Consider the following 19,072-nt stretch of genomic DNA (forward strand, 5'->3'; position numbering starts at 1 on the left):
CGGAGGCGCGCGCGGATCAGGCGATCAGGCGAACGCCTCCGGCGGCGGGCAGGCGCAGAACAGGTTGCGGTCGCCGTAGGCCTGGTCGATGCGGCGCACCGGCGGCCAGTACTTGTCGCGCACGAGCGTCGACACCGGGTAGACGGCGCGCTCGCGCGTGTACGCGTGCGTCCACTCCCCCGCGATGACCGACTCGGCCGTGTGCGGCGCGTTCCGGAGCGGGTTGTCGTCGGCCGGCCACTCGCCCGCGGCGACCGAGTCGGCCTCCTGCTTGATGCCGATCATCGCGGCGATGAAGCGCTCGACCTCGGCGAGGTCCTCGCTCTCCGTCGGCTCGACCATGAGCGTGCCCGGGACCGGGAAGCTCATGGTGGGCGCGTGGAAGCCGTAGTCGACGAGGCGCTTGGCCACGTCGTCCACCGTGATCCCGGTCGCGGCGGTCAGCGGACGCAGGTCGAGGATGCACTCGTGCGCGACCAGGCCGTCCTCCCCCGCGTAGAGCACGGGGTAGTGGTCGCGGAGACGCGCGGCGATGTAGTTCGCCGACAGCACCGCGGCGCCGGTCGCCTGCTTGAGGCCCTCGGCGCCCATCATGCGGACGTAGGCCCAGCTGATCGGCAGGATGCTCGGGGATCCGTACGGGGCCGCCGACACCGGGGCGCCGCCGTGCTCGATCGTGGAGACGACCCCGTCCTGGACGAGCGCGTGCACGTTGCGCTGCGCCTGCGGGTGGCCGGGCAGGAAGGGCGCGAGGTGCGCCTTCGCCGCGACCGGGCCGACGCCGGGCCCGCCGCCGCCGTGCGGGATGCAGAACGTCTTGTGCAGGTTGAGGTGCGAGACGTCGCCGCCGAAGTCGCCGAACCGGGCGAAGCCGAGGAGCGCGTTGAGGTTCGCGCCGTCGACGTAGACCTGGCCGCCGGCCTCGTGCACGGCCTCGCAGATCGCGCCGACCTCGTGCTCGTAGACGCCGTGGGTGGACGGGTAGGTGATCATCAGGCCGGCGAGCTCGTCGCGGTTCGCCGCGATCTTGGCGCGCAGGTCGTCGAGGTCGACGTTGCCGAGCTCGTCGCACGCGACGACCACGACGCGCATCCCGGCGAGCACGGCGCTGGCCGCGTTCGTGCCGTGGGCGCTCTGCGGGATGAGGCAGACCGTGCGCTGGGTGTCGCCGTTGGCGAGGTGGTAGCCGCGGATCGCGAGGAGGCCCGCGAGCTCGCCCTGGCTGCCCGCGTTCGGCTGGAGGCTCACGGTGTCGTAGCCCGTGACGTCGGCCAGCCAGGTCTCCAGCTGGAGGACCAGCTCGAGGTAGCCCTCGACGTCGTCGGCCGGCGCGAACGGGTGGATGGCCTGGAACTCGGGCCAGGTCACCGCCTCCATCTCGGTGGCGGCGTTGAGCTTCATGGTGCAGGAGCCGAGCGGGATCATGCCGCGGTCGAGCGCGTAGTCCTTGTCGGAGAGGCGCTTGAGGTAGCGCATCATGCCGGTCTCGGAGCGGTGCGTGGAGAAGACGGCGTGCGTGAGGTACTCGCTCGTGCGGATCGAGCCTGAGGGGATCGACGACAGGTCACCTGCCGCGCCCTCGTCCTCCGCGAGCTCGGCGCCGAACGCGCGCGCGACGGCCGCGAGGTCCTCGGGGCGCGTGGCCTCGTCGACGCTGAAGCCGAGCGTGTCGGCGTCCACGCGGAGCAGGTTGACCCCGCCTCGGGCGGCGGCGGCGAGGATCTCGTCGGCGCGGCCGGGCACGGAGACGCGCACGGTGTCGAAGTACGCGGCGTGGATGGGCTCGACGCCGACCGTCGCCAGCGAGCGGACGAGGCGGCGGGCGCCCCGGTTCGCCTGGCGCGCGATCACGCGGAGGCCCTTCGGCCCGTGGTAGACCGCGTACATCGAGGCCATGACGGCGAGGAGCACCTGCGCCGTGCAGATGTTGCTGGTGGCCTTCTCGCGGCGGATGTGCTGCTCGCGCGTCTGCAGGGAGAGGCGGTAGGCGGGGTGGCCGGCCGCGTCCTGGCTGACGCCGACGAGGCGGCCGGGCATCTGCCGCTCGAGGCCGGCGCGCACCGCGAGGTAGCCCGCGTGCGGACCGCCGAAGCCCATGGGCACGCCGAAGCGCTGCGAGGTGCCGACCGCGATGTCCGCGCCGAGCTCGCCGGGCGAGGTGATGACCGTGAGGGCGAGCAGGTCCGCCGCGACGACCGCGAGGCCGCCCGCGGCGTGCACGCGCGCGATGACGGCGCTCGGGTCGAAGATGCGGCCGGAGGCGCCCGGGTACTGGATGAAGGCGCCGAACGCGTCGGGCAGCTCGGCCGGATCCACCGTGGCGAGGTCGTGCGCGACCAGCTCGATGCCGAGCGCGGCGGCGCGGCTGTCGAGGAGCGCGCGCGTCTGCGGCAGGGCGTCGGCGTCGATGAGGAACACGCTCGTCTTCGCCTTGGACGCGCGGCGCGCGAGCAGCATGCCCTCCACGACGGCGGTGGACTCGTCGAGCATGGACGCGTTCGCGGTCGCGAGCCCGGCGAGCTCGGCGACCATCGTCTGGAAGTTGATGAGGGCCTCGAGGCGGCCCTGCGAGATCTCGGGCTGGTAGGGCGTGTAGGCCGTGTACCAGCTCGGGTTCTCGAGCACGTTGCGGGTGATCACGGCGGGCGTGATGGTGTCGTGGTAGCCGAGGCCGATCATCGACGTGCGCACGCGGTTGCGGCTCGCGATGCGGCGGAGCTCGGCGAGGGCGTCGCGCTCGGTGGCGGCCTCGGGCAGCACGGAGTCGCCGTCGGTGCGGAAGCGGTCGACCTGGATCGTCTCGGGCACGGCCTTCGCGAGGAGAGACGGGATCGAGTCGTGGCCGAGAGCGGCGAGCATGGTGGCGCGGGCCTCGGAGTCGATGCCGATGTGGCGGGCACCGAACGCGCCGTGCGCGAACGTGGAGGACTCCTCGGCGATGTCGGGTGCGGAGGCGGGAGCCGGGGTGGCCGGGCGCGTGCCGGCGTCGACGGCGGTCACTCGCCCACCAGCGCGACGTACTCGTCGTGGCTGAGGAGCGCGGGGAGCGCCTCGAAGCGGACCTTCACGAGCCAGCCGGCGCCGAACGGGTCGCTGTTGACGAGGTCGGGCGAGGCCACGACGTCGTCGTTGACCTCCGTGACCGTGCCGTCGATGGGCGCGAACAGCTCGCCGACCGACTTGGTCGACTCGATCTCGCCGACGACCTCGCCGCCCGCGAGCTCGTCGCCCACGGCGGGCAGCTCGACGAAGACGACGTCGCCGAGCTTGTCGGCGGCGTAGGCCGTGATGCCGACGGTCGCGACGTCGCCGTCGACCTGCACCCACTCGTGCTCGGCGGTGTACTGGAGGCTGGTCTGATCGGTCATGCGAGGGCCTTTCGCGAGTAGAAGGGGAGGGTCACGACGGTGGCGGGCACGCGCGTGCCGCGGACGTCGACGGTGAGGCGCGTGCCGGGGGCGGCGAGCGAGGGATCCACGTACGCCATGGCGACGGGGTGGCCGAGCGTGGGCGACAGGGCGCCGCTCGTGATGATGCCGACGGGCCCGACGGCGCCCTCGGTGGCCTCCATCACGGCCTCGAGCGCCTCGGCGGAGTCGCCCGCGGCCTCCTCGGCGTAGACGGGGTAGTCGGCGCGGGGCGCGCGGCGGCCCTCGGTGACGAGGCCGACGAGCACGCGGGCGACGGGATCCGGCCCCTTCTCGATCGCCGAGCGCCCGCGGAAGTCGCCCTCCTTGCCGAGCGCGACCACCTTGCCGAGGCCGGCCTGCACGGGCAGCGTGTGGAGCCCGAGCTCGTGGCCGTAGAGCGGCATGCCCGCCTCCAGGCGGAGCGTGTCGCGGCAGGCGAGGCCGGTGTTCAGGAGGCCGAGCGGGGTGCCCGCGGCGACGAGCGCCTCCCACAGGGCGACGGCGTCCTCGGTCGCGACGTACAGCTCGTAGCCGTCCTCGCCCGTGTACCCGGTGCGGGCGACGAGCACGTCCTGCCCGGCGAAGCGCGCCGCCGTGGCGCGGTAGTAGCGGAGCGCCTCGAGGGGCGTCTCGGTCTCGAGCCCGGCGGTGGCCTCGAGGATCGCGCGCGACACCGGGCCCTGCACGGCGATGAGCGCGACGTCGTCGCTCGCGTCGTCGACCTCCACGTCGTCCCTGCCCGCGGCGGCCTCGGCGAGGACGGCGAGCACGGGATCGTGGTTGCCCGCGTTGGCGACGACGAGGAAGGACTCCTCGCCCGTGCGGTAGACGATGAGGTCGTCGACGATGCCGCCGGAGGGATCCAGCAGCAGCGTGTACTTCGCCTGCCACTCGGCGATGGCGGAGAGCTTGCCGGCGAGGACGGAGTCGAGGAACGCGGCGGCGCCCTCCCCCTCGACCGCGATCTCGGCCATGTGCGAGATGTCGAAGATGCCGGCGGCCTCGCGCACGGCGCGGTGCTCGGCGAGGTCGCTCGTGTAGCGCACCGGCATGAGCCAGCCGGCGAAGTCGGTGAAGGAGGCGCCGGCCGCCTCGTGCACGGCGTGCAGCGGGGATCGGCGGGGCGGGGCCGCGGTCGCCGCGTCGGGCGCGGTCTCGGCGGGTGCGTCGGTCATGGAGTCCTCCGGTCGTGACCGGCGCGGGCGCCGGGTGCGGGACTCCCCCTCTGTCATGTGCCTGAGAGCTTCGCGCCGTCCGAGGACGGGGCTTTCACCGTGGGCGAGCCGTGCGGGACGGCTGCTTTTCAGAGTGGCCAGTGCATCGCGGTACGTGGACCTGAGAGATTGGCGGGGAGGCTTGCTCCTTCGGTGCTCCCGGAGGAGCTCTCCCGCGATGCGTGCGCGGCCGTGTGTTCGTGGCCAAGCATATCGAGCGGGACGTTTCGGCCGTGTGACGATTCCCGGTCGATCCCGCCCGTGCGGCCGACCCGACCCGGACGCGACGACGCCGCCGCATCCGGGTGGATGCGGCGGCGTCGGGTGGTCGGGTCGACCGGCGGGATCAGATCGCGTCGGGCGCGGGCGCGGCGGGTGCCTGCGGCGCGCCGTCCTCCTCCTGGTCGATGACGCGGCGCACGTCGTCGGCGAGCTGCGCGACGCCCTCGGGCATCATCTCGAAGCCGTCGGTGGTGCCGACGTTGATGACGAGGCCGGTGCCCTCCGGGATGGCCTGCACGAGCTCGGCGGCGGGGATCGTCGCGACGTGGTCGGCGACGCTCGTCACCTTCTCGTCGATCCGGTCCTCGTGCGTGAACGCGGCGAGCATGGGCACGCCGTCGCGGTCGAAGAGGACGGGCTGGAGCTGATCGGTCTCGGGCGTGAGGGGCGTGGCGGTGGGCACGACGACCGTCGTGTTGATGAACTCGGTGAGGACGGCGGTCATGTCGGACTCGCCCGCCTGGCCGCGCGCGATGGCCTGCTCGAGGGGGGTGGGCTCTCGGTCCTGTGAATCGGTCATGGGTCCATCGTGCCCGATCCGGTGGGGCAGCCGCTGATCGGGGCCGCCCGCCCGGGCGCCGTCGCGGCCGCGCGCGGAGTTAGGATCGTCTCTTCCACCCGCCATGAGTCCCGAGGGGAGACGCCCGTGTCGATCGGACGCCAGCGCCCCCGCGGCGAGCTCGAGGCCGCGATCATGGACGCCCTCTGGGATGCCGACGAGGCGCTGACGGCCAAGGACGTCGTGGCTCGCATCCCGGATCCGCGCCCCGCGCTCACGACCGTGCTCACGGTGCTGGACCGGCTCGGCCAGAAGGGCCTCGTCACGCGCTCGGACGAAGCGCGCGCGCTCACGTTCGCGCCCGCCCGGTCGCGAACCGACCACGCGGCGTCGCTCATGTCGGGCGCGCTCGCGGCCACGAAGGACCGCGAGGCCGCGCTGCTGCGCTTCGCCGGCACGCTCGACGGAGACGACCTCACGGCCCTGCGCCGCGCGCTCGGCGGGGACGACCGGGCCTAGGCCGGACCCGCTAGCGCGGGTCGTCGGCGCCGTCGTACGGTCCGCCGACGCTGCCGTCCTCCCCGGGGAACCGGCGCGACGAGCGCCGCACGACGCCGACCACCACGAGCACGGCGGCGGCGAGGATCACGAGGCCGATGAGCACGAAGACCCACACGGGCGTGGTCTCGGCCGTCTCGGCGAGCGGCACGGACGCGCCGGACTGCGCGTCCGAGGTGGGCGCGGGCGCGACGGACTCGGCGCCCTGCGTCGTCATGGTGCCCTCGGGCTCCGGCGTCGCGGTGGCCGCGCTGCCCGCCCACGCGTCGCCGCAGGCCGGGGCCGCCATGATCGCCGGGGTGCCCGTCGTGTCGCCCGTCGGCGCGTAGGTGAAGGAGTAGGTGCCGTCGATGGGGTGGCTGTCGCTCGAGACCGCGCGCCACGTGACCTGGTAGGTGCCGGCCGTGCCGAGCGCGATGCGGGTCGTGGCGGTGGATCCGTCGACCGCGATGCAGCCGTCCTCGTGGAAGGAGCCGTCGGAGGAGTTGACCACCTGGATCGCGAAGCCCGAGTTCTGCGCGTCGAGCGCGAGGAGGTCCTCGCTGAAGTCGAGCGCGATGGTGCCCGGCTCGTCCGTGACGGTGGCGTCGGCGGCCGGGGTGGATCCCACGAGCCGGTCGTGCGCGGACGCGGCGCCCGCCGGGATCAGCGCCCCGCCGAGCACGAGCGCGGCGGCGCCCGCGGCGAGCGCGGCGCGACGGAGGAGGGACGGGGTGCGGGGGTGGTGCGGAGACGCCATGGGTCCATCATCCCCCGCGCCCGGGCCGACGGCCGGGCGACGTCCGTGACGCCGCGCCGGTGCCCGTGTTGCGCCCGGGGCCGCGGCACGATGGACTCGGGACATGAACATCGCCCCCCAGGACGCCCCCGGCGACGGCCAGGCGCGATCCGCCGGCCTGTCCGCCGACGAGATCGACCGGATCCGCCGCGACTTCCCCCTCCTCGACTCGGAGGTGAACGGCCACCCGCTCGTGTACCTCGACTCGGCCGCCACCTCCCAGAAGCCGCGCCAGGTGCTGGACGCGGAGCGCGCGTACCTGGAGCACCGCAACGCCGCCGTCCACCGCGGCGCGCACACGCTCGCGGCCCTCGCGACCGAGGAGTTCGAGGAGGCGCGGGAGAAGGTCGCGCGCTTCGTGGGCGTCGACGCGGGCGAGATCGTGTGGACCTCCAACGCGACCGAGGGCCTGAACCTCGTCGCGTACGGCCTCGGGAGCGCGGCGGCGCCGGCGTCGATCCGCGTGCGGGAGGGCGACGAGATCGTCGTCACGGAGTCGGAGCACCACGCGAACCTCATCCCGTGGCAGCAGCTCGCGCTCCGCACGGGCGCCCGGCTGCGCCACATCCCCGTCGACGACCAGGGCGCGCTCCGGTTGGAGACCCTGGGCGACGTCATCACGGAGCGCACGCGCATCGTCGCGCTCGCGCACGTCTCCAACGTGCTCGGCGGCATCGCGCCGCTCGGTCCCGTCGTCGCCCGGGCGCGGGAGGTGGGCGCCCTCGTCGTGCTCGACGCCTGCCAGTCCGTGCCGCACCTGCCCGTGGACCTGCGCGCCCTCGACGTCGACCTCGCCGTCTTCTCCGGCCACAAGATGCTCGCGCCCACGGGCATCGGCGTGCTCTACGGGCGCCGCGCGGTGCTCGAGGCGCTGCCGCCGTTCCTCACGGGCGGGTCGATGATCACGACCGTGACGATGGAGGCGGCCGAGTTCCTGCCGCCGCCGCAGCGCTTCGAGGCCGGGACGCAGCGCATCTCGCAGGTCGTCGCGCTGGGCGCCGCGGTCGACTACCTCGAGGCGGTCGGCATGGACCGGATCCAGGAGCACGGGCGGCGCATCGGCGCGCGGCTCGTGGCGGGCCTGTCCGGGATCCAGGGCGTGCGCGTGCTCGGCCCCGCCGGCGATCGCGTCGGCCTCGCCGCGTTCGACCTCGAGGGCGTGCACGCGCACGACGTGGGGCAGATCCTCGACGACCGCGGCATCGCCGTGCGCGTCGGGCACCACTGCGCGCAGCCGCTGCACCGCAGGCTCGGCCTCACCGCGTCCACGCGCGCGAGCGGGACCCTGCACACGACCGACGCCGAGATCGACCTGCTGCTGCAGGGCGTCGAGGACGCCGCCGCGTTCTTCGGGGCCGGCCGGTGAGCGCCCCGGCGTCCGGCGGCGGCGCGCTGTACCAGGAGCTGATCCTCGACCACTCGCGCACCCCCGAGGGCACGGGCGATCCCACCGGGTGGCCGATGCACGCGCACCAGGTGAACCCGACGTGCGGGGACGAGATCACCCTCGGGATCCGCGTCGAGGACGGTCGGGTGGCCGAGATCCTGTGGCGGGGCCACGGCTGCGCGATCTCGCAGGCGTCCGCGTCGATGCTCGTCGGCGTGCTCGACGACGCGAGCCTCGAGACGGTGCACGCCCGCATCGCCGCGTTCCGCGAGGTCATGCGGAGCCGCGGCGCGTCCCACCTCGACCCGGAGGAGTTCGGCGACGCCGTCGCGCTCGACGGGGTCTCGCGCTACGTCGGCCGCGTGAAGTGCGCGATGCTGCCGTGGACGACGCTGGAGATCGCGCTCCGGGCGAGCTGACCCGCCCCTCCCCGGCCGGGGCGGGCAGAGCGGGGACGACGGCCGCGCGAGGCGGCGCACCGCGACACCAGGAGGATCCGTGGCCCCCGACGACGACATGCCGAGCACCATCCGCCGCTCCCCCGAGCACGCGCAGGCCACCTGGGCGGCGGCGCACGCGGCGGCCGAGGAGCAGTACGGATCCGGCGAGCGCGCCGAGCGCACCGCCTACGCCGCGCTCAAGCACGGCTTCGAGAAGGTCGGCGACCACTGGGAGCCCAAGGAGTCGGCGGGCCCGTCGGACGCGGGCGCCGAGGAGCGCGGCGCGGGCACGGCCGGCGGGGTCGACGCGAACGCCTCGAAGGCGCACCTCATGGACGTGGCCCGCCGCCTCGACGTGCCCGGCCGCAGCCGCATGACGAAGGACGAGCTGGTGGACGGGATCCGGAAGGCGAACGACCGCGAGACCCGGAAGGCGCGCGAGCGCGACAGCTGAGGCGGCCGGGGCCGGCGCGCGCGGCGCCTAGGGGAGGTCGACGCGGAAGAGCGCGCACTCCGTGTCGTAATAGGCGCGCGTGCGGCCGAGGGGACGCATCCCGATCCGGCGGCACACGGCCTGCGACGGCGCGTTCGCCGGGTTCGTCACCGCGAGCACGCGCGTCAGCCCGCCCTCGGCCGCGTGCGCGAGCACCCGCTTCGCCGCCTCCGTCGCGACGCCGCGACCCCAGGCGTCCGGGTGCAGGTGCCAGCCGATCTCGGTCTCGCCGTCCTCCGGCTCGTCGCGCGGGGCGGGGTCGTCGCCGGCGAGGGGCGCGGCCGACGCGGGCAGGTCCTTGAGCAGCAGCGTGCCGAGGAGCGCGCCGCCGTCGCGGTCCTCGATCGCCCAGATGCCGCGCACGGGGTGGTCGAGGGCGGCGTAGCGGGCGGCGCGCGCCACGGCCTGCGCGGGATCCGCGTGGACCTGGCCGGTGCCGATCCACCGCATCACCTCGGGCCGGGCGTGCAGGTCGAGGAGGAAGGGCGCGTCGGCCTCCGTGAAGCGGCGGAGGAGCAGGCGGTCGGTCGCGAGATCGGGCATCGCCCCAGGCTAGGGGGACGTCGGTGGTCGCCCCTAGCGTGACGGCATGCCCGAGCCGGTGGATGCGTGGTGGGCGCGGCGCCGCTGGTCGCGCGGCCTCGATGTGCCGTACCCGAAAGGCACGTACCGGGAGGCGTGGGCGTCGTTCCCCGTGCTCATCCGGCAGTACCACCCGGAGCTCAACCGCGGCATCACGCTCACGCAGGTGCCGCCCGCGGCCGACGTCCTCCTCACCTGGCAGTGCGACGTCGGGCACGTCTTCGTCGCCACGCCCGAGGAGCAGCGGAGGCGTCCGGGCCGCGAGCGCCGACGCTCGTCGTGGTGCCCGGACTGCGCGGAGGCCGCGGCGCCGCGCACGCCCGCGCTCCCGATGGCGGACCAGGTGCGGTGGCCCGGCGCGTCGCCGCTCGTGGCGGGGCCGGTGGCGGGGGGATCCGCGTCCGCCGCGCCGGGCCCGACGCCGTCGTCGGCCGCGGCCACGACGCCCACCCGTCCCCGCCGCTCCCCCGGCGTCTGCACGAAGACGCCCGACTTCCCGGTCGGCGAGCCGTTCGCGAGCGCGTGCGCGCCGCCGCCGGCGTCCGCCGTCGAGGAGCGGCTGCGGCAGGATCTGGCCGCGCGCCTGGATCACACGCCCGGCCTCACCGCCGTGCGGCTCGCGCGCCCGTTCTTCGAGCACCTGGAGGCGTGGCCCGACATCCTGCTGCCGGAGCTGCGCGTCGCGATCGAGTACGACTCCACCGGCCGCCACGGCCTCGAGCACGTGGGCCGCCGCGAGGAGGCCGACCGGCGCAAGGACCGCGCGCTGCGGGCCGCCGGCTGGGAGGTGATCCGCATCCGCACGGGCCGGCTGCCGCCCCTCGGCCCCTACGACCTCTGCGTCTCGGGCCTCACCCGCGGCACGGTGGACCAGCTCCTCGACCGGCTGCGCGAGATCCGCGGCCCGCTGTTCGTGGACGCCTACCTGCGGGAGGTGCCGCCGTCGGCCGCAGCCGGATGAAGCGCGCGCGCCCGCCTCAGCTGACCCGCAGGGCCAGCGCCTCGCTCCGCCAGCGGGCGAGCAGCTCCCACGGATCCGGCTGCCCCGCGGCGAGCGCGGCGACGTGCGCGCGCAGCTCGTCGTCGAGCCCGAACCACTCGGTGCGCGCGAACCGCTGCCGCGCGAAGAGCGCGTGCCGCGCCCGCTCCACGGCCCGCCCGCCCCGCTCGAACGCCAGCAGCTCGTCGTGCCGGAGCGTGACGAGCCGCTGCCGCGGGTTCGCGCTCGTGCCGATCTTGATGCGGTCGCCGAAGCGGATGTAGTAGACGACGTCGACCCGGGGCGGCGCGAGCTCGCCGTCCGGGTGGTCGCCGTGCCGCCACTCGCACACCGCGCACAGCCAGCCCGACGGATGCCGCACGCCCAGGCGGGATCCGCAGGCCGGGCACGGCGACGGCAGCACGTCCTCCACTCCGTGCTCGCGCTCCGCCCACGCGGCCGCGGCCACGAGGTGCGCCGCGCACAGCGGGACGGGCGCGCCGGGCTCGACGGGAGCGGCGCACGCCTCGGCGCGGCATCGGGCGGATCCGTTCGACGTCATGCCCCGACGCTAGGCGCGAGGGCCGACAGCGTCACCCGCGGGAGCCGGGCGGGACCCGCTCAGCGCGCCGCCCGCACCACCACGGGCGCCTGGTCCTCGAGGCCGCGGCGGAGCTCGACGGAGGTCCACGGCACGGGCGCCTCGGCGAAGATCGGCTCGAGCACCTCCCACATGATGCGGCGGTCGGGTCCCACGAAGTACACGTCGTAGGAGCCGTCGCCGAACTCGTTTCCGTCGATCCATCCGGCCTCGAGCAGCTGCAGCGCATCGTCGCCCGCGGTCTCGGTGGCGGCCAGCGACTCGAACGCCTCGTACGCGGAGGCCGCCTCGCCCGCCTCGAAGCGGAGCACCACCCAGTCGTCGGGCTCGTCCTCGCGCGTCCAGGGGCGCGCGACCGCGACGATCGCCATCGTCAGGCCCGTGATGATCCCCGTGAGGAGGAGCGCGCGGATCCGGGGCGTCATGCGCGCGCCCGCCCGGTGTCGACCATCGCGCTCATGCGACCTCCCCGTCCCCGCGTCCGCCCTCGTGAGGCGGCGCACCTCGTCCCAGTATCCCCTGATGCCATCCAGCGTCACCTGACGCCCGCGCCTCTGGACCGGGAACGGTCCTGATGGGTAGCTTTCCTCCCGACGAGCAGGCGGTCGGCCTGCTCCCCCATCCGCTTCGCCGAAGGAGCGCCGTGTCGGACCCGAGCACGCACGAGGAGCTGATCGCCTCGATGGCGACCGTCTTCGACCTCATGGACGCCGCCACCCTCGACGCCTGGGAGGGCCTCACCGGGCTGCAGATCCAGCTGCTGCGCGTCGTCGCCACCGGGATGCAGGTGGACCGCCAGTCGCTCTCCATGTGGACCCGCACCTCGCGCGCGGCCCTCGTGCCGAGCCTCGCGGCGCTGCTGCAGCGGCGGATCCTCGTGGAGGAGTCGGATGGGGAGGGGTCGCGCCTCGTCGTCGGGCCCCCCGGCCGGCAGCTCCTCGAGACGGTGATGCGCGCCCGCATCGGCTGGATCCGCGGGGCCTGCGCCTCCGTGCAGCCGCCCGTCGACGAGGGCGAGCTCCGGCGCGCGATCGGCGCGCTGCAGCGCATCGCCGACGGCGCCTGACCGCGACCTTCCACGCGCCCTCCCCCGATCCCTCCCCCTCGACCACCTCGCCATCACGCCCCTAGGGTGGGGAAATGGCGAACACGAGCGAGGCCCAGGCACCCCCGCGATCCGAGCTGAAGCGCTCCATCACGGTCAAGCAGCTGTACTTCTACGTGGTCGGCGATGTCCTCGGATCCGGCATCTACGTGCTCGTGGGCCTCGTGGCCGCGGCCGTGGGCGGCGCGTTCTGGATGGCGTTCCTCGTCGGGGTGTCCATCGCGACCATCACGGGCCTCGCGTACGCCGAGCTCGTCACCAAGTACCCTCAGGCCGCCGGCGCCTCGCTCTACATCAACAAGGCGTTCCGGAGCCCCGTGCTCACGTTCTTCATCACCATCTGCATGCTGAGCGCCAACATGGCCGCCGTCGGATCCCTGGCGGCCGGCTTCGTCCGCTACCTCGCCGACCTGGTGGGCCTGCCCGAGTCCGCCATCTGGGCGACGACCGGCATCGCGGTGGCGTTCGTCGCCGTCATCACGGCCATCAACCTCATCGGCATCACCGAGTCCGTCGTCGCGAACGTGGTCATGACCTTCGTGGAGATCAGCGGCCTGATCATCGTGGTCGCCATCGGCGTGATCGCGCTGGCCGAGGGGGTCGGCGACCCGGCCGTGCTGCTCCAGTTCCAGGTCGAGGGCGGCCCCGGATCCGCGGTGCTGGCCGTGCTCGCCGGCGTCTCGCTCGCGTTCTTCGCCATGACCGGGTTCGAGAACGCCGCGAACGTGGCCGAGGAGACCATCGACCCGTCGCGCGCCTTCCCCCGCGCGCTCATCGGCGGCATGATGACCGCCGGCGTCGTCTACGTGCTCGTCTCCATGGCCGCGGCCCTCGTCGTGCCCATCGGCGACCTCGCCGGCAACACGCTCCTCGAGGTGATCCGCGCGGACCTCTTCTTCATCCCCGCTGCGGTGATGCTCGTGGTCTTCGCCGTCATCGCGATGGTCGCCATCAGCAACACGGCGCTCGTGACCGTGGTGGCCCAGTCGCGGATCCTGTTCGGCATGGCCCGCGAGAACGTCGTCCCGGCGATCTTCGCCAAGGTGCACCCGGCCCGTCGCAGCCCGTACGTGGCGCTGATCTTCGGCGGCGCCGTGGTGGCCGCGCTCCTCATCATCGGCGCGGCGATCCGCTCCAGCCAGGCCGGCATCCCCGAGGACGAGCGGCTCGACATCGTCGACCGCCTGGCCACGATCACCGTGGTGTTCCTCCTCTTCATCTACGCGCTCGTGATCGTCGCGTGCCTCAAGCTGCGCGGCCACGACGAGACCGACGACACGTACCGCGCGAACACGCCGCTGCTCCTCGTCGGGATCCTCGGCAACGTCGCCGTGCTGATCTACACGCTCGTCGACGACCCCGGCGCGCTGTTCTGGGTCGGCGGCCTGCTCGCGCTGGGGCTCGTGCTCTACCTCGCCCAACGCACGTTCGGCGCGAAGAAGCCGGATCTCGAGGCCGCCGCGGGCGTCGCGGCGGCGGGCCCGACCGACAGGGAGGTCTGAGCCGTGCACGTCATCGTCACCACCGACGGGTCCCAGGCGTCGCTGCAGGCGGCCCGCCAGTTCCAGGTGATCGCGGACTCCCGCGAGATCACCGAGGTCACCGTGCTCGCGGTCGTGAGCCCGTACGCCGCCGCGCCGTTCGCCAACGACCTCGGCCCGCGCCGCGCGACCGGCCAGACCGAGCTCAGCTACCGGCGCGACGCCGAGGCCGCCGTCGACGTGGTCGCCGCGGTCTTCGACGGCTGGGGGCCCACCATCCACCGCGACGTGCGCAGCGGCTCCCCGGCCACCGAGATCATCCGCGCCGCCGAGGACCTCTCTGCGGGCCTGATCTCGATGGCCGCCGGCAGCCGCGGCCTCACCGCGACGATCCTGCTGGGCAGCACGGCCTCGCGCGTGCAGCACTCGGCGCCGTGCCCGGTGCTGATCTGCCGGCCGACGGTGCGCGGGCGGGGGTAGCGGACTAGCCCTGCGGCGTCGCGGCCGCCGTCGCGATGAGCGTCGTGAGCGTGCTCGGGTCCACCGGCCCCAGGATCCGCGAGCTGACGCGGCCCTCCGGGTCGAGCACGAGCGTCGACGGCGTCGCGTTCGGCGCGGTGCGGGCCGCGAAGGCGAGCTGCACCGCGTCGTCCTCCACGTCGAGCACGTTCGCGTAGGGGATGTCGTAGGCGTCCACGAACGACGTGACGGTATCCGCGGAGTCGCTGGTGTCGACGCCGAGGAACGTCGCCGTGTCCGTCGTCGCCGCGCTGACCTCGCGGAGGTCCTTCGCCTCGAGGCGGCACGGACCGCAAGCGGCGTACCAGAAGTTGACGACGAGGACCTTCCCGCGGAACTGCTCCGCGGTCACCTCGGCGCCGGATGCATCCGGCGCGCGGAAGGAGATGGGGTCGCCCCGCTCCCCCACCGGGAACTCGGTGACGCGGTCGTCGCGCGACCCGGCACCGTCGCCCGAGAGGAAGCCGCTCGCGAGCTGGTCCGTCGCGGTGCACCCGCCGAGGGTCAGCGCGGCCGCAAGCGCGAGGGCGAGGGCGGAGGCGACGAGGGGGCGGCGGATCATGCCGCCATGCTACGAGCCGTCAGTCGATCGCCTCGAACACCATCGTCGCCTGGATCCGGTCGCCACCGCCGAGCCCCTTGCTGCCCGACACCGCCGTCGAGATGGTGTGCAGCCGGTAACCGCGGGCGGCCTGCGCGTTGATCGCGTTCTCCAGCTCCGTGAGGTTGCCGGACCCGGTCCCCCACACCTTCTCCTTGAGGATGGTCTGCAGGACGACGTACTCCTTGCCGCGCGTGCGCGCTGCCGCGCCCGAGGCCGATGCTGCCGCAGGACCGGCAGACGTGGTCGCCACAGCCGGTCCGTACCCGGGAGGAGGCGGCGGCTGCACCGTGTCCGTCCACTGCGTACCGTCCCACCAGCGCATGGTGCCCGAGCCGTCGTCGTACCACCCGGCCTGCGTCTCCTGTGCCATCGTCTCGCCTCTCGTCGTGTGATCCTCCGGCCATCGTCCTCCGCGGACCACGGATCGTGGTCGTCCATGGCGGAGGCCGCGCCAGAGGCAGCGACGCCCGGCGTCCGAATGTAAAGCCCGTGTGAACACTTCGCGGCGGTATCGATAGCGTGCGTATCCTGCTGAGCACCTCCCGCCCGACGCCCCGCGTCCGAGCGGGAGGATCCCCCACCCGAGAACGCCGACCCGCACGGAGGCCCTCATGGCACCCGCACCCCAGCTGCACAAGGGACTGACGCAGAGACAGCTCAGCATGATCGCGATCGGCGGGGTGATCGGCGCCGGACTCTTCGTCGGATCCGGCGTCGTCATCAACGGCGCGGGTCCCGGCGCCTTCATCACGTACGCCATCTCGGGCGTGCTCATCATCCTGGTGATGCGCATGCTCGGCGAGATGGCGACCGCGAACCCCAGCACCGGATCCTTCGCCGACTACGCCCGGCACGCCCTCGGCGGCTGGGCCGGCTTCTCGATGGGCTGGCTCTACTGGTACTTCTGGGTCATCGTCGTCGGCTTCGAGGCGGTCGCCGGCGCGAAGGCCCTCACCTACTGGTTCGACGCGCCGCTCTGGCTGCTGTCCCTCGCGCTCATGGCGCTGATGACCGCCACCAACCTCTTCTCGGTCGGCGCCTTCGGGGCGTTCGAGTACTGGTTCGCGGGGATCAAGGTGGCCGCCATCATCCTGTTCCTCGGCCTCGGCGGGCTGTACGTGCTCGGCATCTGGCCGGGTCGCTCCGCCGACTTCTCGAACCTCACCGCGCACGGCGGCTTCTTCCCGAACGGCGTCGGCGCGATCTTCTCCTCGGTCGTCGTCGTGATCTTCTCCATGGTCGGCGCGGAGATCGCCACCATCGCCGCGGCCGAGTCGAAGGACCCGGCGACCGCGATCCGGAAGTCCACCAACTCCGTGATCCTCCGCATCTCGCTCTTCTTCGTCGGCTCCCTGTTCCTGCTCGCCGTGATCCTCCCGTGGGACTCCACCGAGCTCGGCGCCTCGCCCTTCGTGAGCGCGTTCGACCGCATGGGCATCCCGTTCGCGGGCGACGTGATGAACGCGGTCGTGCTCACGGCCGTGCTCTCGTGCCTCAACTCCGGCCTCTACACGGCGTCGCGCATGCTCTTCGTGCTCGCCGGCCGGCGGGAGGCGCCGGCGCGGCTCGTGCAGGTGACGCCCCGTGGCGTGCCGCGCGCGGCGATCCTGCTCTCGTCGGTCGTCGGCTTCCTCTGCGTGATCGCCGCGGCCGTCTCCCCCGACACCGTCTTCCTGTTCCTGCTCAACTCCTCCGGCGCGATCATCCTGTTCGTCTACCTGCTCATCGCGATCTCGCAGATCGTGCTCCGCCGCCGCACCGGATCCTCGGGTCTCGTCGTGCGTATGTGGCTGTTCCCGGGCCTCTCGATCCTCACCGTCGCGGGGATCGTCGCGGTGCTCGTGCAGATGGCGCTGGATCCCGAGATCCGCCCGCAGCTCGTGCTGAGCCTCGTCGCGTGGGCCATCGTTCTCGGGCTGTACGTGGTGACGAAGGCGCGAGGTGGGTCGGTGGATCCGGTGGCGGACGAGCTCGTCGACGCACCGGAGGCCGCCGCCCCCGCGGCGAGCGACGCCTGATCCCGCCCGCCGGCGTGCGCCGACCCGCTGGTTAGGCTGGCCGCATGGCGACAGTGATCCTCGTGCGGCACGGACGCACCACAGCGAACGCGACCGGGATCCTGGCGGGGCGCACCCCCGGCGTCGACCTCGACGACACCGGACGCGACCAGGCCGACCGCGCTGGCGACCGGCTCGCCGCCGTGCCGCTCGCGGCCGTCGTCTCCAGCCCGCTGCAGCGCTGCTGGGAGACGGCCCAGCGGATCCTCGAGCGGCAGCAGGCGAAGCCCGTCCAGCCCGTCGACCCCGACCTCACCGAGTGCGACTACGGCGACTGGCAGGGCCGCGCCCTCGCCGACCTCGCCAAGGAGGACCTCTGGTCGCGCGTGCAGTCGCACCCGTCGTCGGTCGTCTTCCCCGGCGGCGAGTCCATGGCCGGGATGCAGGCGCGCGCGGTCGCCGCGATCCGCCGCCACGACGCCGCCATCGAGGCCGAGCACGGGCCGGGCGCCGTGTGGGTCGCGGTCAGCCACGGCGACGTCATCAAGTCGATCCTCGCCGACGCCCTCGGCACGCACCTCGACCTGTTCCAGCGCATCGACGTGGGCCCCGCGTCCGTCTCGATAGTCCGCTACGGCGCAGGACGGCCGACCGTTCACGCCACCAACACCGACGCGGGCGACCTCTCGTGGCTGGCCGCGGCCGTCGGATCCGGTGACGCTCCGGTGGGCGGCGGCGCCGGGCACACGACGCCGTGATCCACCGCGCCTAGAGTGGACGCATGCCCACACGAGCCCTCGAATTCGACTGGCCGGACCGGGCCGTGGTCGGCACCATCGGCCTCCCGGGCGCGCGCACGTTCTACTTCCAGGTGCGATCCGGCCCGCAGCTGGTGACCATCGCCCTCGAGAAGCAGCAGTCCGCGCTCCTCGCCGAGAAGATCGACGAGATCCTCGACCAGCTGGTCACCGTCGAGGGCAACCCCTTCAGCATCCCGGAGAGCACGCCCCCGGAGCTGGTCGACAACGACCCGCTCGAGGACGTCGACGAGCGCTGGCGCACCGGCGCGATGGGCCTCGGCTGGGATCCGACGACGGCCCAGGTGGTCATCGAGGCGTACCCGCTCGCGGAGGACGACGACAGCGACGACTTCGACCTGCCGAGCGTCGACGACGACGTGGACGCGGACGACACCGAGATGCTCGTCGTGCGCATGCCCGTCGGCGCGGCCCGCGCGTTCGCGAAGCGCACCCACGAGATCGTGGGCGCCGGCCGCCCGATCTGCGCGCTGTGCGGCTACCCCATCGACCCCGACGGGCACGTCCACACCTTCCCCGACGAATGATGTCGGCGACGGACCCGCTGGACGGCGAGCTGACCGTCACCGGCCGCATCCGCACCGCGTCGAACGCGACGTTCCTCGGGACGATCGGCGATGTAGCCGTCGTCTACAAGCCGATCCGCGGCGAGAACCCGTTGTGGGACTTCCCCGACGCGGTGCTCGCGCATCGCGAGGTCGCCGCGTACCTCGTCTCCGAGGCGCTCGGCTGGGACGTCGTGCCGCGCACGTGGCTCCGCGACGGCCCCGCGGGCGAGGGCATGGTGCAGCTCTGGCAGGACGAGGATCCCGACCAGGACGCCGTGGACCTGGTCCCCGCGGCCGAGATCCCGGAGACGGGCTACCGGACGGTCCTCGGCGGCGAGGACGAGGAGGGCAACACGGTCGCCCTCATCCACGAGGACACCCCGGCGCTGCGCCGCATGGCCGTCTTCGACGTGATCGTCAACAACGCCGACCGCAAGGGCTTCCACGTGCTCGCCATGCCCGACGGCCACCGCTTCGGCATCGACCACGGCCTCACCTTCCACGAGGACCACAAGCTGCGCACGGTGCTGTGGGGGTGGGTCGGGGATCCGCTGTCGTCTGAGGAGCTCGAGGGTGTTGATCGGGTGCTCGCGGGGCTCGACGCGGAGCTGGGGCGGGAGCTGGCGGGGCTGCTGACGGCGGAGGAGGTCGCGGCGCTGCGCGCGCGTTGTCTGCGACTGCGCTCAGATCCTCGGTTCCCGGCGCCCGCAGGTCAGCAGTCCGCGGTGCCGTGGCCCCTCTTCTGAGGCCGAGCGGCGACGCCCATCACCTCACGCC

Annotated in this window: 22 protein-coding genes and 1 riboswitch; of the genes, 12 read left to right on the forward strand and 10 right to left on the reverse strand. The window is 73.6% G+C overall.

What is annotated here, in order from left to right:
• Positions 1-24 precede the first annotated feature (24 nt).
• The 4 genes from gcvP to ITJ40_RS13995 form a co-directional block, all read right to left on the reverse strand.
• On the reverse strand, positions 25-3,000 hold the full coding sequence (gene gcvP / locus ITJ40_RS13980) for an aminomethyl-transferring glycine dehydrogenase (protein ID WP_194667651.1): 2,976 nt from the start codon (positions 2,998-3,000) through the stop codon (positions 25-27).
• The gene (gene gcvH, locus ITJ40_RS13985; protein ID WP_086521930.1) at positions 2,997-3,368 is read right to left on the reverse strand and encodes a glycine cleavage system protein GcvH; all 372 of its coding nucleotides are present in this window, start codon (positions 3,366-3,368) and stop codon (positions 2,997-2,999) included. The genes gcvP and gcvH overlap by 4 nt, the downstream gene beginning before the upstream one ends.
• Positions 3,365-4,585 carry a glycine cleavage system aminomethyltransferase GcvT gene (gene gcvT / locus ITJ40_RS13990; protein ID WP_194667652.1) on the reverse strand — a complete coding sequence of 407 codons (1,221 nt, stop codon included), beginning with the start codon at positions 4,583-4,585 and terminating at the stop codon, positions 3,365-3,367. The genes gcvH and gcvT overlap by 4 nt, the downstream gene beginning before the upstream one ends.
• A gap of 138 nt (positions 4,586-4,723) precedes the next feature.
• A riboswitch (glycine riboswitch) is annotated at positions 4,724-4,810 on the reverse strand.
• Between the two features lie 160 nt (positions 4,811-4,970).
• Entirely contained in the window at positions 4,971-5,426 is a 456-nt protein-coding gene (locus tag ITJ40_RS13995; RefSeq protein ID WP_194667653.1) for an SseB family protein, read from the reverse strand.
• Between the two features lie 126 nt (positions 5,427-5,552).
• Between ITJ40_RS13995 and ITJ40_RS14000 the strand changes: the two genes are divergently transcribed.
• Positions 5,553-5,924 (forward strand): BlaI/MecI/CopY family transcriptional regulator, encoded by a 372-nt coding sequence (locus ITJ40_RS14000; RefSeq protein ID WP_194667654.1) that lies wholly within the window; start codon positions 5,553-5,555, stop codon positions 5,922-5,924.
• A gap of 10 nt (positions 5,925-5,934) precedes the next feature.
• Here ITJ40_RS14000 and ITJ40_RS14005 read toward each other — a convergent pair whose 3' ends face one another.
• Positions 5,935-6,702: a copper resistance CopC family protein gene (locus tag ITJ40_RS14005; protein ID WP_194667655.1), complete on the reverse strand. Its 768-nt coding sequence runs from the start codon at positions 6,700-6,702 to the stop codon at positions 5,935-5,937.
• Positions 6,703-6,805: 103 nt separating this feature from the next.
• Between ITJ40_RS14005 and ITJ40_RS14010 the strand changes: the two genes are divergently transcribed.
• The 3 genes from ITJ40_RS14010 to ITJ40_RS14020 all read left to right on the forward strand — a co-directional run bounded on the left by ITJ40_RS14010 (position 6,806) and on the right by ITJ40_RS14020 (position 9,022).
• Entirely contained in the window at positions 6,806-8,107 is a 1,302-nt protein-coding gene (locus tag ITJ40_RS14010; protein WP_194667656.1) for a SufS family cysteine desulfurase, read from the forward strand.
• Complete coding sequence (gene sufU, locus ITJ40_RS14015; protein WP_194667657.1) at positions 8,104-8,547, forward strand: Fe-S cluster assembly sulfur transfer protein SufU; 444 nt, start codon at positions 8,104-8,106, stop codon at positions 8,545-8,547. Before ITJ40_RS14010 ends, sufU begins: the two co-directional genes overlap by 4 nt.
• A 79-nt stretch (positions 8,548-8,626) precedes the next feature.
• The gene (locus ITJ40_RS14020; RefSeq protein WP_194667658.1) at positions 8,627-9,022 is read left to right on the forward strand and encodes a ChaB family protein; all 396 of its coding nucleotides are present in this window, start codon (positions 8,627-8,629) and stop codon (positions 9,020-9,022) included.
• Positions 9,023-9,049: 27 nt separating this feature from the next.
• Here the strand turns inward: ITJ40_RS14020 and ITJ40_RS14025 are convergent, their stop codons facing one another.
• A complete protein-coding gene (locus tag ITJ40_RS14025) occupies positions 9,050-9,604 on the reverse strand; it encodes a GNAT family N-acetyltransferase (RefSeq protein ID WP_194667659.1) in 555 nt (184 codons plus the stop codon).
• A gap of 46 nt (positions 9,605-9,650) precedes the next feature.
• Here ITJ40_RS14025 and ITJ40_RS14030 point away from each other — a divergent pair, with 46 nt between their 5' ends.
• Positions 9,651-10,604 carry a zinc-ribbon domain-containing protein gene (locus tag ITJ40_RS14030; RefSeq protein WP_194667660.1) on the forward strand — a complete coding sequence of 318 codons (954 nt, stop codon included), beginning with the start codon at positions 9,651-9,653 and terminating at the stop codon, positions 10,602-10,604.
• Between the two features lie 16 nt (positions 10,605-10,620).
• Here the strand turns inward: ITJ40_RS14030 and ITJ40_RS14035 are convergent, their stop codons facing one another.
• Positions 10,621-11,184, reverse strand: a complete 564-nt coding sequence (locus tag ITJ40_RS14035) for a GIY-YIG nuclease family protein (RefSeq protein ID WP_194667661.1) — start codon at positions 11,182-11,184, stop codon at positions 10,621-10,623.
• Positions 11,185-11,243: 59 nt separating this feature from the next.
• On the reverse strand, positions 11,244-11,648 hold the full coding sequence (locus ITJ40_RS14040) for a hypothetical protein (RefSeq protein WP_194667662.1): 405 nt from the start codon (positions 11,646-11,648) through the stop codon (positions 11,244-11,246).
• Between the two features lie 218 nt (positions 11,649-11,866).
• Between ITJ40_RS14040 and ITJ40_RS14045 the strand changes: the two genes are divergently transcribed.
• From ITJ40_RS14045 to ITJ40_RS14055, 3 genes are all read left to right on the forward strand, one after another.
• Positions 11,867-12,289, forward strand: coding sequence for a MarR family transcriptional regulator (locus ITJ40_RS14045; RefSeq protein ID WP_194667663.1), 423 nt, complete (start codon positions 11,867-11,869; stop codon positions 12,287-12,289).
• Between the two features lie 74 nt (positions 12,290-12,363).
• The gene (locus tag ITJ40_RS14050; protein WP_194667664.1) at positions 12,364-13,830 is read left to right on the forward strand and encodes an APC family permease; all 1,467 of its coding nucleotides are present in this window, start codon (positions 12,364-12,366) and stop codon (positions 13,828-13,830) included.
• A 3-nt stretch (positions 13,831-13,833) separates the two neighbouring features.
• Entirely contained in the window at positions 13,834-14,289 is a 456-nt protein-coding gene (locus ITJ40_RS14055) for a universal stress protein (RefSeq protein WP_194667665.1), read from the forward strand.
• Positions 14,290-14,293: 4 nt separating this feature from the next.
• Here ITJ40_RS14055 and ITJ40_RS14060 read toward each other — a convergent pair whose 3' ends face one another.
• Together ITJ40_RS14060 and ITJ40_RS14065 are read right to left on the reverse strand one after the other, a co-directional pair.
• Positions 14,294-14,890, reverse strand: coding sequence for a TlpA disulfide reductase family protein (locus ITJ40_RS14060; RefSeq protein WP_194667666.1), 597 nt, complete (start codon positions 14,888-14,890; stop codon positions 14,294-14,296).
• Positions 14,891-14,909: 19 nt separating this feature from the next.
• A complete protein-coding gene (locus tag ITJ40_RS14065) occupies positions 14,910-15,302 on the reverse strand; it encodes a DUF4177 domain-containing protein (RefSeq protein WP_194667667.1) in 393 nt (130 codons plus the stop codon).
• A gap of 241 nt (positions 15,303-15,543) precedes the next feature.
• Between ITJ40_RS14065 and ITJ40_RS14070 the strand changes: the two genes are divergently transcribed.
• From ITJ40_RS14070 to ITJ40_RS14085, 4 genes are read left to right on the forward strand one after another with little or no spacing between them, the layout of a single operon-like run.
• On the forward strand, positions 15,544-16,950 hold the full coding sequence (locus ITJ40_RS14070) for an amino acid permease (RefSeq protein ID WP_194667668.1): 1,407 nt from the start codon (positions 15,544-15,546) through the stop codon (positions 16,948-16,950).
• Between the two features lie 44 nt (positions 16,951-16,994).
• The gene (locus ITJ40_RS14075; protein WP_194667669.1) at positions 16,995-17,687 is read left to right on the forward strand and encodes a histidine phosphatase family protein; all 693 of its coding nucleotides are present in this window, start codon (positions 16,995-16,997) and stop codon (positions 17,685-17,687) included.
• A 23-nt stretch (positions 17,688-17,710) separates the two neighbouring features.
• Positions 17,711-18,274: a DUF3090 domain-containing protein gene (locus tag ITJ40_RS14080; RefSeq protein WP_167603736.1), complete on the forward strand. Its 564-nt coding sequence runs from the start codon at positions 17,711-17,713 to the stop codon at positions 18,272-18,274.
• Positions 18,274-19,041 carry an SCO1664 family protein gene (locus ITJ40_RS14085; protein ID WP_194667670.1) on the forward strand — a complete coding sequence of 256 codons (768 nt, stop codon included), beginning with the start codon at positions 18,274-18,276 and terminating at the stop codon, positions 19,039-19,041. Before ITJ40_RS14080 ends, ITJ40_RS14085 begins: the two co-directional genes overlap by 1 nt.
• Positions 19,042-19,072 lie beyond the last annotated feature (31 nt).

Source organism: Clavibacter sp. VKM Ac-2872, from assembly GCF_015351105.1.
In the GTDB taxonomy this organism is placed as follows: domain Bacteria; phylum Actinomycetota; class Actinomycetes; order Actinomycetales; family Microbacteriaceae; genus Clavibacter.

Excerpts from the sequence above, each read along its gene's own strand:
- gcvH (WP_086521930.1), bottom strand. The coding sequence starts at position 3,368 with ATGACCGATCAGACCAGCCTCCAGTACACCGCCGAGCACGAGTGGGTG.
- gcvT (WP_194667652.1), bottom strand. The coding sequence starts at position 4,585 with ATGACCGACGCACCCGCCGAGACCGCGCCCGACGCGGCGACCGCGGCC.
- ITJ40_RS13995 (WP_194667653.1), bottom strand. The coding sequence starts at position 5,426 with ATGACCGATTCACAGGACCGAGAGCCCACCCCCCTCGAGCAGGCCATC.
- ITJ40_RS14005 (WP_194667655.1), bottom strand. The coding sequence starts at position 6,702 with ATGGCGTCTCCGCACCACCCCCGCACCCCGTCCCTCCTCCGTCGCGCC.
- ITJ40_RS14010 (WP_194667656.1), top strand. The coding sequence starts at position 6,806 with ATGAACATCGCCCCCCAGGACGCCCCCGGCGACGGCCAGGCGCGATCC.
- ITJ40_RS14025 (WP_194667659.1), bottom strand. The coding sequence starts at position 9,604 with ATGCCCGATCTCGCGACCGACCGCCTGCTCCTCCGCCGCTTCACGGAG.
- ITJ40_RS14030 (WP_194667660.1), top strand. The coding sequence starts at position 9,651 with ATGCCCGAGCCGGTGGATGCGTGGTGGGCGCGGCGCCGCTGGTCGCGC.
- ITJ40_RS14035 (WP_194667661.1), bottom strand. The coding sequence starts at position 11,184 with ATGACGTCGAACGGATCCGCCCGATGCCGCGCCGAGGCGTGCGCCGCT.
- ITJ40_RS14040 (WP_194667662.1), bottom strand. The coding sequence starts at position 11,648 with ATGACGCCCCGGATCCGCGCGCTCCTCCTCACGGGGATCATCACGGGC.
- ITJ40_RS14050 (WP_194667664.1), top strand. The coding sequence starts at position 12,364 with ATGGCGAACACGAGCGAGGCCCAGGCACCCCCGCGATCCGAGCTGAAG.
- ITJ40_RS14060 (WP_194667666.1), bottom strand. The coding sequence starts at position 14,890 with ATGATCCGCCGCCCCCTCGTCGCCTCCGCCCTCGCCCTCGCGCTTGCG.
- ITJ40_RS14065 (WP_194667667.1), bottom strand. The coding sequence starts at position 15,302 with ATGGCACAGGAGACGCAGGCCGGGTGGTACGACGACGGCTCGGGCACC.
- ITJ40_RS14070 (WP_194667668.1), top strand. The coding sequence starts at position 15,544 with ATGGCACCCGCACCCCAGCTGCACAAGGGACTGACGCAGAGACAGCTC.
- ITJ40_RS14075 (WP_194667669.1), top strand. The coding sequence starts at position 16,995 with ATGGCGACAGTGATCCTCGTGCGGCACGGACGCACCACAGCGAACGCG.
- ITJ40_RS14080 (WP_167603736.1), top strand. The coding sequence starts at position 17,711 with ATGCCCACACGAGCCCTCGAATTCGACTGGCCGGACCGGGCCGTGGTC.
- ITJ40_RS14085 (WP_194667670.1), top strand. The coding sequence starts at position 18,274 with ATGTCGGCGACGGACCCGCTGGACGGCGAGCTGACCGTCACCGGCCGC.